This is a genomic window from Cellulomonas sp. Root485 (assembly GCF_001426705.1).
Classification (GTDB): Bacteria; Actinomycetota; Actinomycetes; order Actinomycetales; family Cellulomonadaceae; genus Cellulomonas.
In genome coordinates, this window is the sequence record NZ_LMFC01000002.1 from 543,829 (window position 1) to 559,808 (window position 15,980).

General features: G+C 73.0%; 12 protein-coding genes. 11 read left to right on the top strand and 1 reads right to left on the bottom strand.

Annotation, left to right across the window (positions count from 1 at the left end):
- Positions 1–11 precede the first annotated feature (11 nt).
- From ASD16_RS11165 to ASD16_RS11215, 11 genes are all read left to right on the top strand, one after another.
- Positions 12–521, top strand: a complete 510-nt coding sequence (locus ASD16_RS11165; RefSeq protein WP_055916830.1) for a PH domain-containing protein — start codon at positions 12–14, stop codon at positions 519–521.
- Positions 518–2,188 (top strand): PH domain-containing protein, encoded by a 1,671-nt coding sequence (locus ASD16_RS11170; protein WP_235523251.1) that lies wholly within the window; start codon positions 518–520, stop codon positions 2,186–2,188. The genes ASD16_RS11165 and ASD16_RS11170 overlap by 4 nt, the downstream gene beginning before the upstream one ends.
- The gene (locus ASD16_RS11175) at positions 2,185–3,162 is read left to right on the top strand and encodes a Rossmann-like and DUF2520 domain-containing protein (protein ID WP_055916833.1); all 978 of its coding nucleotides are present in this window, start codon (positions 2,185–2,187) and stop codon (positions 3,160–3,162) included. Before ASD16_RS11170 ends, ASD16_RS11175 begins: the two co-directional genes overlap by 4 nt.
- Positions 3,159–4,064: a pantoate--beta-alanine ligase gene (gene panC, locus ASD16_RS11180; protein ID WP_055916836.1), complete on the top strand. Its 906-nt coding sequence runs from the start codon at positions 3,159–3,161 to the stop codon at positions 4,062–4,064. The genes ASD16_RS11175 and panC overlap by 4 nt, the downstream gene beginning before the upstream one ends.
- Positions 4,061–4,513, top strand: a complete 453-nt coding sequence (panD, locus tag ASD16_RS11185) for an aspartate 1-decarboxylase (RefSeq protein ID WP_055916839.1) — start codon at positions 4,061–4,063, stop codon at positions 4,511–4,513. Before panC ends, panD begins: the two co-directional genes overlap by 4 nt.
- Complete coding sequence (locus tag ASD16_RS11190) at positions 4,510–6,204, top strand: L-aspartate oxidase (protein ID WP_055916842.1); 1,695 nt, start codon at positions 4,510–4,512, stop codon at positions 6,202–6,204. Before panD ends, ASD16_RS11190 begins: the two co-directional genes overlap by 4 nt.
- A 183-nt stretch (positions 6,205–6,387) precedes the next feature.
- On the top strand, positions 6,388–11,172 hold the full coding sequence (locus tag ASD16_RS11195; RefSeq protein WP_082570778.1) for an endo-1,4-beta-xylanase: 4,785 nt from the start codon (positions 6,388–6,390) through the stop codon (positions 11,170–11,172).
- Between the two features lie 203 nt (positions 11,173–11,375).
- Entirely contained in the window at positions 11,376–12,272 is an 897-nt protein-coding gene (gene nadC / locus ASD16_RS11200; RefSeq protein ID WP_055916848.1) for a carboxylating nicotinate-nucleotide diphosphorylase, read from the top strand.
- 47 nt (positions 12,273–12,319) lie between these two features.
- Entirely contained in the window at positions 12,320–13,840 is a 1,521-nt protein-coding gene (gene lysS / locus ASD16_RS11205; protein WP_055916850.1) for a lysine--tRNA ligase, read from the top strand.
- The gene (locus tag ASD16_RS11210; protein WP_055916853.1) at positions 13,837–14,025 is read left to right on the top strand and encodes a hypothetical protein; all 189 of its coding nucleotides are present in this window, start codon (positions 13,837–13,839) and stop codon (positions 14,023–14,025) included. The genes lysS and ASD16_RS11210 overlap by 4 nt, the downstream gene beginning before the upstream one ends.
- 66 nt (positions 14,026–14,091) lie before the next feature.
- The gene (locus ASD16_RS11215; RefSeq protein WP_055916857.1) at positions 14,092–14,424 is read left to right on the top strand and encodes an Lsr2 family protein; all 333 of its coding nucleotides are present in this window, start codon (positions 14,092–14,094) and stop codon (positions 14,422–14,424) included.
- Between the two features lie 72 nt (positions 14,425–14,496).
- Here the strand turns inward: ASD16_RS11215 and xylB are convergent, their stop codons facing one another.
- Entirely contained in the window at positions 14,497–15,900 is a 1,404-nt protein-coding gene (gene xylB, locus ASD16_RS11220) for a xylulokinase (protein ID WP_055916860.1), read from the bottom strand.
- Positions 15,901–15,980 lie beyond the last annotated feature (80 nt).

Consider the following 15,980-nt stretch of genomic DNA (forward strand, 5'->3'; position numbering starts at 1 on the left):
AGGATGGGGCCATGACCTCCGACGCCGTCCCCGGCACCCGCGAGCCGTTCGACCCCACCGACGTCACCTGGACGCCGGTGTCGAGCCGGCTCGTCGGCGCGCGCCTGACGGTCACAGCCATCGTGCTCGGGCCGGTCCTCGTGCTGCTGGTGCTCCTGGCGGTGCTCGTCGGGGAGGTCTGGCTCTGGGTTTTCCCGGCGGTGGTGGCGCTGCTGATCGGGTGGATCGCCTGGTTGGTGCCGCGGCAGGTGCGTGCGCTGGCGTACGCGGAGCGTGCCGACGACCTGCTGGTGCGGCGCGGGATCATGTTCCGCTCGCTGGTGGTGGTCCCGTACGGCCGCATGCAGTACGTCGACGTCAACGCGGGGCCGCTCGCGCGCAAGTTCGGGATCGCGTCCGTCCAGCTGCACACGGCGTCGCCCGCGACGAGCGCGTCGATCGACGGCCTGCCGCCGCACGAGGCCGCGCGCCTGCGTGACCGGATGGCCTCCCGCGGCGAGGCGCGGCTGGCGGGGCTGTGACGAGCACACCCAGCACGCCGAGCACGCCCGACGTCGAGACGACCAGCGACGAGGACGTCACCGGCTGGCGGCGGATGCATCCGGTCACCCCGGCGCTCAAGGGCTGGAAGGTCCTGGTCGCGGTGCTGGCCATCGGCTGGTTCCAGGTGGGCGAGAACATCGAGCAGGCCATCGACCTCCTGCACGGGCCGGCGTTCCTCGCGCTCCTGGGCGGCATCCTGCTGATCGGGCTCATCGGCTTCGGGTACTCGGCGGTCGCCTGGCGGGTGACCCGGTTCGCGGTCACCGACGAGGCCGTGCACCTGCGCACCGGCATCCTCTTCCGGCAGCAGCGCCAGGCGCGGCTCGACCGGTTGCAGGCCGTCGACGTGGTGCAGCCGCTGCTGGCCCGGCTGGTCGGCCTCGCCGAGCTCAAGCTCGAGGTGGCCGGTGGCAGCGGGTCGGCCGTGTCGCTGGCATTCCTGCGCGAGGCGGACGCGGAGGCCTTGCGCGCGGAGCTGCTCGCGCTCGCGGCGGGGCTGCAGCGGCCAGGTGCCGTGCCCGTGCCGGTGCCGGTCGAGGGGAGCCGTCCAGACGCGGCCGTGGCTCCCGTGCCGTTCGAGGTCGCCCCCGAGCGTCAGGTCTACGAGCTGCCGATGGGTCGGCTGGTCAGCGCGACGCTGCGGTCCGGCGCCGTGCCGGTGATGCTGCTGGTGGTCGCGGGCGCGATCACGCTGGCCATCGTGTCCCGGGACATCAGCGCCGCGTTCGTGCTGCTCGCGCCGCTGTTCGCCGGGGTCACGTTCGTGTGGAGCCGGATCAACCAGGGCGCCAACTTCCGTGCTGCGATCTCGCCCGACGGCATCCGGCTGCGGCACGGGCTCACGGAGTCGCGCGCGCAGACCGTGCCGCCCGGCCGGGTCCAGGCGATCCGGCTGCGGCAGGGTCCGCTGTGGCGCGGGCCGGACTGGTGGCGCGTCGAGATCAACGTCGCCGGCTACGGCCAGGGCGACCAGCAGCAGCGGGACACCGTCCTGCACCCGGTGGCGACGCGCGGCGAGGCGATGACCGCGCTCTGGCTGGTGCTGCCGGACCTGGGCGTGCAGGACCCGGCGGCGCTCGTCGAGGCGGCCCTGACCGGGATGGACGACGACGGCGGGTTCACCGCGGCTCCACGCCGGGCGCGCTGGGTGGACCCGGTCGGCTGGCGGCGCCACGGGGTCCGGGTGACCGAGCGGGCCCTGGTGACGCGGTCGGGTCGGATCTGGCGCAGCGTCGACGTCGTCCCGCACGAGCGCACGCAGTCCCTCGGGCTCGAGCAGGGGCCCATCCAGCGTCGGTTCGGGCTGGCGTCGTTCGTCCTGCACTCCACGCCCGGCCCGGTCGCGCCGCGCGTCAACCACCTCGACGCGGGCGTCGCCGCCGCGCTGCTCGACGAGCAGTCCGAGCGTGCCCGCACCGCCCGGGCGTCCGCGACGCCGGAGCAGTGGATGCGCGCGGTGGGCGCTCCGACCCCCGACGTCCCGGACCCGGTGCCGACGACGGCACCCCCGCAGGACCTCCCGAGCCCGGTGCCGACGGTGTCGAGCCCGGACTCGGCGACCACCGGTCCGGCCGGCGGGACGGCCGGCCGAGCCCCCGAACAGCCCGGTCCGACCCCTCCGCCGGCCGTCGGAGCGGGCGCGTGACCCCACCGGACCCGGCGTCCCGTCCGGGCCGGCTCGGGGTCGGCGTCGTCGGCTCGGGGCGGGTCGGCGCGGTGCTCGGCAGCGCGCTGCGAGGTGCCGGCCACCCGGTGGTGGCGGTGTCGGCCATCTCGGAGGCGTCGCGCGAGCGCGCGGCGACGCTGCTGCCCGGCGTCCCCGTCCTCGACATCCCCGAGGTCGTCCGCCGCTCCGAGCTGGTCCTGCTCACCGTCCCCGACGACGCGCTGGCCGACCTGGTGCGCGGTCTGGCGGACGTCGGCGCGTGGCAGGTGGGGCAGATCGTCGTGCACACGTCGGGCCGGTTCGGGGTGGACGTGCTGGCGCCCGCGCGTGCGGCGGGAGTCATCCCGCTGGCGCTGCACCCGGCGATGACGTTCACGGGCACGTCGCTGGACCTGGCGCGGCTGGTCGGCTGCTCGTTCGCGGTGACCGCTCCGTCGCCGGTGCTGCCCATCGGCCAGGCCCTCGTCGTGGAGATCGGCGGCGAGCCCGTGGTGCTGGCCGAGGAGGCGCGGGGTCTCTACCACGCGGCGCTGGCGCACGGCGCGAACCACCTGGTCGTGCTCGTCGCGCAGGCCGCGCAGGCGCTCGCGGCGGCGGGCGTCGGCGATCCGGGACGCATGCTCGGCCCGCTGCTGGAGGCGGCCCTGGACGGAGCGCTGCGCGCGGAGGGGACGGACGGGCCTGGCGCTATCAACGCGCTCACGGGTCCGGTGCGCCGCGGCGACGCCGGGACGGTCCGCGAGCACGGTGTGGCGCTCACCACGTTCGCTGCTGCCACGGGAGCGGTCGACGTCGTCGCGGGATACCGTGCCCTGGCGCGCTCGGCGACCGGGCGGGCGCTCGCGGCGGGCCTGATCTCACCGGCTGCCGCGCAGGAGCTTCTGGACGGCATCAACGAGGATGCCGGTGCGTTGCACGTGGAGGACGGGCCGGACCCGCAGGAGGACGAATGACCACGCAGACCACGACGCCGACCCTCGTGCACACGCGCGAGGCGCTGGCGGCGGCGCTCGCCGTGCAGGACGTGCAGGCGGTGCCGCGCACCGAGGGGTACGCCGGGACCGCGCACTCCGCCCGTCCGCACCGGCGGGCGGTCGTGATGACCATGGGTGCCCTGCACGCCGGCCACCTGTCGCTGGTCGCGCGGGCCCGGGAGCTCGCGGACGCCGTCGTCGTGACGATCTTCGTCAACCCGCTGCAGTTCGCGCCGACCGAGGACCTCGCCCGGTACCCGCGTGACCTCACACGCGACCGCGCCCTGCTCTCCGGTCCGGGGCTGCTGGGTCCCGACGACATCGTCTTCGCCCCCGGCCCGGAGGTCGTGTACCCGGACGGCGACCCGGTCGTGCGCGTCAGCGCGGGTCACATCGGGGACGTGCTCGAAGGCGTCAGCCGGCCGGGTCACCTGGACGGCGTCCTCACGGTCGTGCTCAAGCTCCTGCACCTGACGCGGCCGGGGGTCGCGCTGTTCGGCGCCAAGGACGCGCAGCAGCTGGCCGCGGTGCGTCGCATGGTCCGCGACCTCGACGTGCCCGTCACGATCGAGGCGGCACCGATCGTCCGCGACGACGACGGGATCGCCCTGTCCAGCCGCAACGCCTACCTGAGCGCCGACGAGCGCCGCCGGGCCCTCGGGCTCTCCCGGGCACTGCTCGCCCGGGGCGGTGCCGAGGACATCCGCGCGACCGCGCGGGCCGCGCTCGCGGGGACGGACGTCGACTACGTCGCGCTGGTGGACCCGGTGACGTTCGCCGAGGTGCCCGCGGACTTCGTCGGCGAGGCCCTGCTGCTGGTCGCCGCAACCGTCGGGACCACCCGGCTCATCGACAACGGACTCGTGGAGGTCGGCGCGTGACGTCACTGGTGCGCACGATGATGACCGGCAAGATCCATCGCGCCACCGTGACGCAGGCGGACCTGCACTACGTCGGCTCCATCACGGTCGACGCGGACCTGCTCGCGGCGGCGGACGTGCTGCCCGGTCAGCAGGTGGACGTCGTCGACGTCACCAGCGGCGCCCGGCTGACCACGTACGCGATCGCGGGCGAGCCGGGGTCGGGGCAGGTCTGCATCAACGGCGCCGCCGCGCACCTGGTGCACCCGGGCGACGTCGTCATCCTCATCGCCTACGGGCAGCTGTCCGACGCGGAGTCCCGCACCTACGAGCCGCACGTCGTCCTGGTCGACGACACCAACCGGATCGTGTCGGTCGGGGACGACCCCGGGCAGGTGCCGGACGACTGGTCAGGGCTGCAGCCGAGCGGGCTGCCGTTCGCCGAGGGCCGCGCGACGGTCGCTCGGTGACCCGCCTCGCCACCCGGCTGGCGGCCCCGGAACCGGGCTGGACGGTCGAGGCCGACGCGGTCGTCGTCGGCTCCGGGATCGCCGGTCTGACGGCGGCCCTCGAGCTGCGCACGCGCGTCCCCCGGGTCCTGCTGGTGACGAAGGACATCCTCGCGTCGGGGTCGACGGTGTGGGCGCAGGGTGGCATCGCCGCGGCGCTCGACCCGTCGGACTCGCCCGCCGCGCACCTGCAGGACACCCTGGTCGCCGGCGCGGGCCTGTGCGACCCGCGCGCCGTCGAGGTGCTGGTCACCGAGGGTCCGCAGCGCGTGCGCGAGCTCGTGGCGCGCGGTGCGGTGTTCGACACGACCGCCGACGGCAGCATCTCGCTGACGCGCGAGGGCGGTCACCACGCCGACCGCATCGCGCACGCGGGCGGTGACGCGACGGGGGCGGAGATCTCCCGGGCGCTCGTCGCGCAGATCGAGGCCGTGCGCGACGACCCGGGCATCGAGGTCATCGAGCACGCGCTCGTCCTCGATGTCCTCACGGGTCCGCCCGGACCGGACGGCAGGCCCGGGCGCGCCTGCGGCGTGACGCTGCACGTCATCGGCGAGGGGCAGCGGGACGGCGTCGGCGCGGCTCTCGGCCGCGCGGTCGTGCTGGCCACGGGCGGCATCGGCCAGGTGTATCGCTCGTCCACCAACCCCGCGCAGGCGACCGGCGACGGGATCGCCGCGGCCCTGCGCGCCGGCGCGGTGCTGGGCGACGTCGAGTTCGTGCAGTTCCACCCGACGGTGCTCTGGCTCGGCTCGGGCGTGAAGGGACAGCTGACCCTGGTGTCCGAGGCGGTCCGTGGCGAGGGTGCGCTGCTGGTGGACACCGACGGCGTGCGGTTCATGCCTGATGTGCACCCCATGGCCGAGCTCGCGCCGCGGGACGTCGTCGCGCACGCGATCGTCCGGCGCATGAAGGAGACGGGGTCCGACCACGTCTGGCTGGATGCCCGGCACCTCGGCGACGAGTTCCTGCGCTCGCGCTTCCCGACGATCAACGAGCGCCTGCTCGAGCACGGCATCGACATGACCACCGACCTGGTCCCCGTCGCCCCGGCTCAGCACTACCACTCCGGCGGCGTCGTCACGGACCTGGTCGGGCGCACGACCCTGCCGGGCCTGTACGCAGTCGGTGAGACCGCGTGCACCGGCGTGCACGGCGCGAACCGGCTCGCGTCGAACTCCCTGCTCGAGGGTCTGGTGTTCGCCACCCGCGCGGCCCGGCACATCGCCGCGCAGGTGCAGCAGGGCGCGCTGCGTCCACTGGAGCCCGTCGCGCGGCCCGGCGACGAGGCCCTGGTCGCGGCCGCGTCGCGCGCCCGGGTGCAGCGGATCGCGTCCGACGGGCCCGGCCCGCTGCGCTCCGGCGACGGCCTGCGGCGGGCAGTCGCCGCGCTTGCCGCCGTGCCGACCGACGCGCACCTGCGTTCCGACGAGGGCCGTCGGCTCGCCGCCCCGCAGGTGGCCGAGTGGGAGACGACGAACGTGCACCAGGTGGCCACGGTGCTGACGGCTGCGGCGCTGGAGCGCGAGGAGAGCCGCGGTGGGCACGCGCGCAGCGACTTCCCGGAGACGGACCCGTCGTGGCGGGTGCGCCTGGAGCTGTCGCTGGACCCGAAGGGCGACCTGATCTCGCGTCGCGCCCCGCTGACCTGAGAGCCCTGCCCGGACCTGTTCCGCGGCGTCACTCTCCTGAGCGAATCTCCGACACTATCGGCATAACGATCGATACCGTCGGAGAGTTTCGATACCTCCAGCACTAGTGGAGTGCCCGCGCTCTGCTTAACCTCTCCCAAGGATCGCCCGAATCCGGGCATACGTCTGCGCAAGGGAGCGTCGATGAGACAGGCACGATCGCCACGGAATCATTTCGAAACTATCGGGGTCGCGCTGGCCACGGCCCTGGCGCTTGCCGCGGTCCCGGCGGCGGTCGTGAGCACGGGAACGGCGGCACTCGCCGCCGATACGACCCTCGTGTCCACCGACTTCTCCGACGGCACGCTCGGCGGCTGGACGCAGAGCGGCGGTCCGACGCTGTCGCACGTCGAGGTGGACGGCAACCCTGCTCTGCAGGTGGCGAACCGCACCGAGGACTTCGACGGCATCCAGACGCCCGCGGGCCTGTTCGAGGACGTCGAGCCCGGCACGGTCCTCACGCTGTCGATGCGTGCCCGGCTGGCTCCGGAGACGGCCGGCTCGGCCGGGGTGCGCCTCGTCGTGAAGCCCGCCTACGGGTGGGTGGGGAACACGACCATGACGGCTGACGCCTGGTCGACGGTGACCGGCACGTACACGGTGCCGGCCGACGCGGACCCCGCCGCGCTCCAGGTCTACGTCGGCACCGGTGCTCTGACCGGCCCGTACACCTACCTCGTCGACGACATCGTCATCACCGCACCCGCCGCGGCGCCGACCGACGAGACCCTGGTGTCCACCGACTTCACGGACGGCACGTACAGCGACTGGGCGGCCAGCGGCGGCGCGACGCTGTCGGTGGTCGACGTCGACGGCAACCCCGCCCTGCAGGTGGCCAACCGCACGGAGGACTTCGACGGCATCCAGACCGCCGCCGGCCTGTTCGCGGACGTCGCGCCCGGCACCGAGCTGACGCTGTCGATGCGGGCGCGGCTCGCTCCGGACACGGCTGGTTCCGCCGGGGTGCGCCTCGTCGTGAAGCCCGCCTACTCCTGGGTGGGCAACACCACGATGAGCGCCGACGCGTGGACCACGGTGACCGGCACCTACGCCGTGCCGGCCGACGCCGACCCCGCGACGCTGCAGGTCTACATCGGCACGGGCGCGCTGGACGGCCCCTACACCTACCTGGTGGACGACATCACGATCACAGCCCCTGCCGGTGAGGAGCCGGAGACGCCCGACGTCCTGCCCGGTGGCGCCCTCAACCCCACGACGACCCCGGTCTCCGCAGCGCAGGGCACGGGCAACCGGTCGGCGCTGACGTTCGACGACGGCCCCAACGGCGCGGACACCACCGAGCTGCTGGACTTCCTGGCGGCCAAGGAGATCCACGCCACCTTCTGCGTGATCGGCCAGAACATCCAGGCCGCCGGCGGCGCCGACATCCTGAAGCGGATCGTCGCCGACGGTCACACGCTCTGCAACCACGGCACGTCCTACGACGTGCTCGACGGCACGCAGGCGGAGGTCGAGCAGGACCTCGCCGACAACCTGACGATCATCCGGACCGCCCTGGGCAACCCGTCGGCGCAGGTGCCGTTCTTCCGCGCCGCCAACGGCGTGTGGACCACGGCCAACCAGAACGCGGCCGTGGCGCTGGGCATGCAGCCGCTCGCGGTCACGAACACGATCGCGGACTGGGAGACGCAGGACGAGGCGACGCTCACCACCCGGCTGCGCACCGCCATGAAGTCCGGCGAGGTCGTCCTGATGCACGACGGCGGCGGCTCGCGGGCCGGCACGGTCGCGGCGGCGAAGACCGTCATCCAGGAGCGCCTCGACGAGGGCTGGACGTTCACCCTGCCCGCCGTGACGCTGGCCCCGAGCCAGCCGCCGGGCACGGCAGTGATCAGCGCCGACTTCGAGGACGGGCTGCAGGGCTGGATCCCGCGCGCGACCGGCGAGGGCCAGGGCACCCTGGCGGTCACGACCGAGCTGGCGCACGGCGGCGCACAGGCCGCCGTGCTCACCGAGCGCACGTCCCAGGGCCACGGGATCGGGTTCGACGCCACCGGCGTGCTTATCCCGGGCACCAGCTACGAGTACTCGGCCTGGGTGCGGTTCGCGCCCGGCCAGACCGCCGACGACCTGTGGCTGAGCCTGGCCCGCACGGTTGGCGACAGCACCTCCTACGACACGCTCAAGCAGTTCACGGGCATGTCGAACAGCGAGTGGGTCCAGGTCACCGGCACGTTCCAGATGGCCGCGGCCGAGTCGGCGCTGCTGTACTTCGAGACGCCGTGGGAGAACGGGGACCCGGGCAACACGTCCGACTTCCTCGTCGACGACGTCGTGGTGAAGGTCCAGGACCCGCTGCAGGTGCAGGACCTGACGCCGATCAAGGACACGGTCGACTTCCCTGTCGGCGTCGCGATCGACAGCCGCGAGCAGACCGGGGCGCAGTCGGAGCTCCTGCTCCGGCACTTCGACCAGGTCACGTCCGAGAACTACATGAAGCCCGAGGCCTGGTACGACGCGGAGAAGAACTTCACGCCGCACCCCGAGGCCGACGCGATCATGCAGTACGCCCAGGAGAACGGGATCCGCGTCTACGGGCACACGCTCGCCTGGCACAGCCAGACGCCGGCCTGGTTCTTCCAGGACGACGCGGGCGTGGCGCTCACCACGAGCGAGGCCGACCAGCAGATCCTCAAGGACCGGCTGCGGACGCACATCCACTCCGTGGCGCAGCACCTGAGCGACACGTACGGCGAGTTCGGCAGCGACACCAACCCGCTGGTCGCGTTCGACGTGGTCAACGAGGTGGTCAGCGACAGCGGCGAGTTCGCCGACGGGCTCCGTCGCAGCGAGTGGTACCGGATCCTGGGCGAGGAGTTCATCGACCTGGCGTTCCGGTACGCGGACGAGGCGTTCAACGACGAGTTCGCGGCCGCGGGTGCCGACCGTCCGATCACGCTGATCATCAACGACTACAACACCGAGCAGGGCGGCAAGCAGGCTCGCCTGCACGCTCTGGTCGAGCGTCTGCTCGAGCGCGGTGTTCCGGTCGACGGCGTGGGGCACCAGTTCCACGTCAGCCTCGCGATGCCGGTGTCGGCGCTCGAGGCGGCGCTCACCGCGTTCGAGGACCTTCCCGTCGTGCAGGCCGTGACCGAGCTCGACGTCACCACCGGCACGCCGGTGACCGAAGGGAAGCTCGTCGAGCAGGGCTACTACTACCGGGACGCGTTCCGGATCTTCCGGGCGCACGCCGAGAGCCTGTTCTCGGTCACGGTGTGGGGCCTCACCGACGGCCGCAGCTGGCGCAGCGACTCCGGCGCACCGCTCGTGTTCGACGACCTGCTGCAGGCCAAGCCGGCCTACGTCGGGATCGTCGACGACGAGCTGCCGGCCCGGCAGCGCACGGCGAACGTCTTCGCAGAGGACGTGCCGCTGGCCGACCCGACCTCCGACGTCCGGTGGTCGCAGCTCCCGCTCAACGTCATCGACGACGCGACCGCCTTCCAGCTGCGCTGGGCGCCGGACAACCTGACGGCGTACGTCTCGGTGGACGACGCGACGGCGCAGGACACGGACGCGATCGAGATCGCCTACGCGGGCCAGACGGTCACGTTCGGTCGGGACGGCTCGGGCGACGTCGACGGCATCGTCACGGAGCGCGACGGCGGGTACGAGGCCGTCGTGAAGCTCCCGCTCGCCACGCCGGTGGCGGAGGGCGGCACGCTGCCGTTCGACCTCCGGGTGACGGACGGGTCGGGCACCGACACGAGCACCGTCGCGTGGAACACGCCGGGTGCCACGGGCACGCTCACGCTGATCGAGCCGCTCTCGTACGCCGAGGTGGGTGCCGTCCAGACGGCCCCCGCGATCGACGGCGACGAGGACCCCTCCTGGGCCGACGCCACCACCGTCCGGACCGACAAGCAGACCAACGGCACCGGCGGCGCGACCGCGGAGGTCCGCACCCTCTGGAAGGACAACACGCTGTTCGTGCTCGCGGAGGTCACCGACCCGATCGTGGACGTCTCGGGCTCCGACCCGTGGATCCAGGACTCGGTCGAGATCTACGTGGACCCGGGCAACTACAAGAACGGCTCCTACCGGTACGACGACACCCAGATCCGGATCAGCGCCACCAACGTGGTCTCGTTCGGCACGGGCGACGAGGCGTTCCAGCAGAACCGGCTGGTCAGCGCCACGCGGCTCACGGACACCGGCTACGTCGTCGAGGCGTCGATCAGCCTCCTCGAGGACGGCGGCGCGGGCAGCTTCCAGGGTGTGGACCTCCAGGTGAACGACGCCAGTGGCGGCGCGCGCACCTCGATCCACAACTGGGCCGACCCGACCGGCGCCGGCTACCAGAGCACCGCCCGCTGGGGTGTCCTGCAGCTGGTCGAGGCGGACGCCCCGTCGTCGACCACCATGCTGACGGCAGCCCCGTCGAGCCAGGTGTTCGGCTCGTCGTCGCGGGTCACGCTCACCGCGACGGTCACGGCCGACGTGGCCGTGTCGGGACCGGTCGACTTCGTCGCCGGGGACACCGTGCTCGGGACGGCGACCCTGCGGAACGGCACGGCCACCCTGCGGCTGCCGGCGTCCACGCCCGCCGGCAGCTACGACGTCGTCGCCCGGTTCGCCGGCGACGACACCGTGACCGGCTCGGAGTCGACGGTGGTCACGGTGGTCGTGGACAAGGTCACCACGACGACCGGTCTCACGGTCACGCCGGGGTTCCTGTTCATCCCGTCGTTCGCGGTGGCGACGGTCGCGACGAACAACGGGAAGATCCCGTCGGGCACGATCGAGATCCGTGAGGGCACCAAGGTGGTCAAGCGCCTCAGTGTGGTGCTCGGCATCGCGATCGGGACCGTCCCGTCGGGCAAGCACACGTACACGGCGACGTTCGTCCCGAGCGACACCGCCAACGTGAGCCCGAGCACGAGCGCACCGGTCAAGACCCGCTGACGGGCCGGGGGTCGGCCTCCGCGCCGTCCGCTGACGTCCCGTGAGCACCGCACGCCGTCCCGGGGAGGGGGTCTCCCCGGGACGGCGTGCGTGTGTCCGCATCCCGGCGCCCGGTCCCGGACGAAGTCGGCGTACCGGTCGTCCGCCTCACCACGATGTCGTCACTCCGGCGAACGCCGGACGAACGCCGCTACCGTGACGCCGTGACCTCCCCGACCCTCGCCCTGGACCCCGCCTGGATCGCCCGCACGGTCGCGGTCGCGCTCGACGAGGACCTCGGCCCCGCGCCGGGCCGGGACGTGACGACGCAGTCGACGATCTCGCCGCACGCCGTCGGCGCCGCGGATCTCGTGGCCCGGCAGGACGGGGTCGTCGCGGGTCTGGTGGTGATCCCCGAGGTCGTGGGCCAGGCTGCCGCGCGGCTCGGGCTGGCCGTCCCGTCCGTCGACCAGCGCGTCGCCGACGGCGCCCGGGTCGCCCGCGGTGATGTGCTGGCCGTCCTGACCGGTCCCGTGCAGGTGCTCCTCGTCGCCGAGCGGACGCTGCTCAACCTCGCGTCGCGCGCGTCGGGCGTCGCCACCCACACGCGCCGGTGGGCGGACGCTCTGGAGGGCACGGGCGCCCTGGTGCTGGACACGCGCAAGACGACCCCGGGGCTGCGCGCGCTGGAGAAGTACGCAGTGCGCTGCGGCGGCGGGACCAACAAGCGCATGGGGCTGTACGACGTCGCGATGGTCAAGGACAACCACGTGGTCGCCGCGGGGTCGGTGGCCGCCGCGATCGAGGCGGTCCGCACGCGGTTCCCCGACGTGACCATCCAGGTGGAGGCGGACACCCTCGACCAGGCGCTGGAGGCCGTCGGCGCCGGCGCCCGGTTCCTGCTGCTGGACAACATGCCGACGCCGCTGCTCGCGGAGGTCGTCGCCGCGGTGCGTGCCGTCGACCCGGGGGTCGAGCTCGAGGCCACGGGCAACCTCACGCTCGACCGTGCGCGCGAGGTCGCGTCGACCGGCGTCGACTACCTGTCGGTGGGCGGGCTGACGCACTCGTCGCCGATCCTGGACCTGGCGCTCGACCTGGAGCCGCTGCAGCGGGTGTGACGGACGAGCCAGCGGGTGCACGAGACGTGCGCCGGTAGGATCGCCCGGTGAGCGAGACCCCCCAGAGCACCCCTGCACCCGACGACGCCCCCGAGCAGATCCGGGTGCGGCGCGAGAAGCGGGACCGGCTGCTCGCGGCAGGCGTCGAGGCGTACCCCGTCGGGGTGCCGCGCACCCACACCATCGCGCAGGTCCGCGCCGAGCACCCGGACCTCGAGCCGGGGCAGGAGACGGACGACGAGGTCGGCGTCGCCGGCCGCGTGGTGTTCGTGCGGGTCGGCGGCAAGCTCTGCTTCGCCACCCTCCAGGACGGCGAGGGCAACCGGCTGCAGGCCATGTTCAGCCTCGCGGCGGTCGGCGAGGAGCGGCTCGCGGCGTTCAAGACGGACGTCGACCTGGGCGACCACCTGTTCGTGCACGGTCGTGTGATCGCGTCGCGTCGCGGTGAGCTCTCGGTGTTCGCCGACGAGTGGCAGCTGGCAGCCAAGTCGCTGCGCCCGCTGCCCAACCTGTACGAGGGCGTCGAGCTGTCCGAGGAGGCGCGCGTCCGGCAGCGCTACGTCGACCTCATCGTGCGTCCGAAGGCCCGCGAGACGGCCCGCCAGCGTCCCGCGCTCATGCGGTCGCTGCGCGACAACTTCCACCGCCGCGACTTCGTCGAGATCGAGACGCCGATGCTGCAGACGCAGCCCGGCGGTGCCGCGGCGCGTCCGTTCGTCACGCACATGAACGCGTTCGACATGGACCTGTACCTGCGGATCGCGCCGGAGCTGTTCCTCAAGCGCGCATTGGTCGGGGGCATCGAGCGGGTCTTCGAGATCAACCGCAACTTCCGCAACGAGGGTGCCGACTCCACGCACTCGCCGGAGTTCGCGATGCTCGAGGCGTACGAGTCCTACGGCGACTACGACACGATGGCGGCGCTGACCCAGGACCTGGTGCAGACCGCGGCGCAGGACGTGCTCGGCACCTCCGTGGTCGCGATGCCCGACGGCGAGGAGTACGACCTCGGGGGCGCGTGGGCGAGCCTGAGCATGTACGGGTCGCTGTCGGAGTCGCTGGGTGAGGAGATCACCCCGCAGACCGGCCTGGACGCGCTGGCGGTGTATGCGGACAAGCTCGGGATCGAGACGGACCCGAAGCGAATCAGCCACGGAAAGCTGGTCGAGCTGCTCTGGGAGCACCAGGTCGGCGATCATCTGTTTGCGCCCACATTCGTGCGGGATTTCCCGGTGGAGACGAGCCCGCTCGTGCGTGATCACCGCACCATCTCGGGTGTCGTCGAGAAGTGGGACCTCTATGTGCGCGGGTTCGAGCTGGCGACCGGGTATTCCGAGCTCGTCGACCCGGTGATCCAGCGGCAGCGCTTCGAGGCGCAGGCGTTGCTGGCGGCCGCGGGCGACGACGAGGCGATGCGCGTAGATGAGGACTTTCTCATGGCGGTGGAGTACGCGTTGCCGCCCGCAGGCGGGATCGGGCTCGGGATCGACCGGTTGCTCATGGCACTGACCGGCCTGGGTATCCGTGAGACGATCCTGTTTCCCCTCGTGAAGCCGCTGGGCTCATGAACCCCCTGTTCACGGCCCTGGCCGCCCTGCTGCCGTCCATCGGCGTCGGATTGCTGTTCTGGTTCGCCATCCGCGCGCTGGTCAATGCCGACCGCACCGAACGGCAGGCATTGGCCAAAATGGACGCCGCCGAACGCGCGGCAGAAGTTGCCGGGAATAAAGATCAATCCGGCCCGTCCGTTTGACGCCTTAAAGTGCCGATGCGATAGTGAACGCGACAAGCATTCCCCCCGCATCGCATGGAGAACACAATGGCGCAGAAGGTTCAGGTCCTGCTGGTCGACGACATCGACGGCGGAACTGCAGACGAGACCGTGACGTTCGGGCTCGACGGCGTCACCTATGAGATCGACCTGACCTCCGGTCACGCGAGCGAGCTGCGTGACGCATTTGCCCAGTGGGTCGGTCACGCACGCAAGGTCGGCGGCCGCACGGCCGCGAAGTCGACGGCAGCTCGTGGGCGGCGCTCGTCGTCCAGCGACGCCCAGGCGATCCGTGAATGGGCCAAGGAGCACGGGCACCACGTGTCCGAGCGCGGCCGCATCTCCGCGGAGGTCAAGGCCGCGTACGACGCGTCGCACTGATACGTCGCACGAACGACGAGAGCCCGGTCCCGGGGGGGTGCCGGGCTCTCGTCATGTCTCTGCTCGCGCTGCTCAGGCGGGTCGTACACCCGTGAGCTCGCGCACCGCGGCGTACTGCTCGCGAACCCGCGCGACCGGGTCGCCGGTGAACACCGTCGCCTCGGTGGCCGAGCTCCAGGACGGCGGCGTCGCCGATCCGGAGAGGACCCACGCGGCCTGGCGGGCGGCCCCGTCGGCCACGTACTCGCCGGGCGTCGGGACGCGGACGTCGAGGCCGAGCACGGACGGCGCGATCGCCCGCACCGCCGCGGACTGCGCACCTCCGCCGATGAGGAACAGCCGCTCGACCGCGACGCCCTGGGCCCGCAGCGCGTCGATCCCGTCGGCGAGCGCGCACAGCATCCCCTCGACCGCGGCGCGCGCCAGGTGCGCCGGGGTCGTGTTACCGAGGCGCAGGCCGTGCAGGGCGCCGGTGGCGTCGGGCTTGTTCGGCGTGCGCTCGCCCTCCAGGTAGGGCACGAGGACGAGCCCGTCGGCACCCGCCGGCGCGGACAGGGCCAGCGTGGACAGACCGGCGTGGTCGACGCCGAGCAGCCGTGCGGCGGCGTCGAGCACGCGGGACGCGTTCAGCGTGCAGGCGAGCGGGAGGAAGCCACCCGCGGCGTCGGCGAACCCGGTGACCAGGCCCGACCCGTCCGCCGTGGCCGCGGACGCGATCGCCGAGACGACCCCGGAGGTGCCGATGGACACGGCGACGTCGCCGGGCAGCAGGCCGAGCGCGAGAGCCGCGGCGGCGTTGTCGCCCGCGCCGGGCCCGAGGACGGCGCCGCCGGTGGACCGGGGGCCCGCCTCGGACGGGCCGAGCACGCGGGGGACGAGCGCGTCGTGCCCCAGGGCCAGCTCGAGCAGGTCGTGCCGGTAGTCCTCGGTGGCGGGGGACCAGTAGCCGGTGCCGGAGGCGTCCGAGCGGTCGGTCACCAGCGCGTCGAGCCCTGGTGCGCCGGCGAGGCGCCAGGTGAGCCAGTCGTGGGGGAGGGCGACGGCGGCGACGCGCGCGGCGTTCTCCGGCTCGGCGTCCCGCAGCCAGCGCAGCTTGGTCACGGTCAGGGAAGCGACGGGCACGGAGCCGACCGCGTCGGCCCACGCCTGCGGTCCGCCCAGCTCGTCGATGAGCTGCAGCGCGGCCGGTGCCGACCGGGTGTCGTTCCACAGCAGGGCGTCACGGACCACCTCGCCGCGGGAGTCGAGCGCGACCATGCCGTGCTGCTGACCGCCGACGGAGACCGCCTCGACGTCGTCGAGACCGCCCGCGCTGACGATCGCGGACTTCAAGGCGTCCCACCAGTACCAGGGCGCCACCTCCGTGCCGTCGGGGTGGGACGCGCGCCCGGAGCGCACGAGCGCGCCCGTGTCGGCGTCGCGCACGACGACCTTGCAGGACTGCGTCGACGAGTCGATGCCGGCGACGAGAGCCATGGTCTACCTCCAGGTGAACCCGCAACGTCCGCACTCGTGCGGGGTGGACCCCTCCGGAGTGCGGACGTTGCGATGAGACG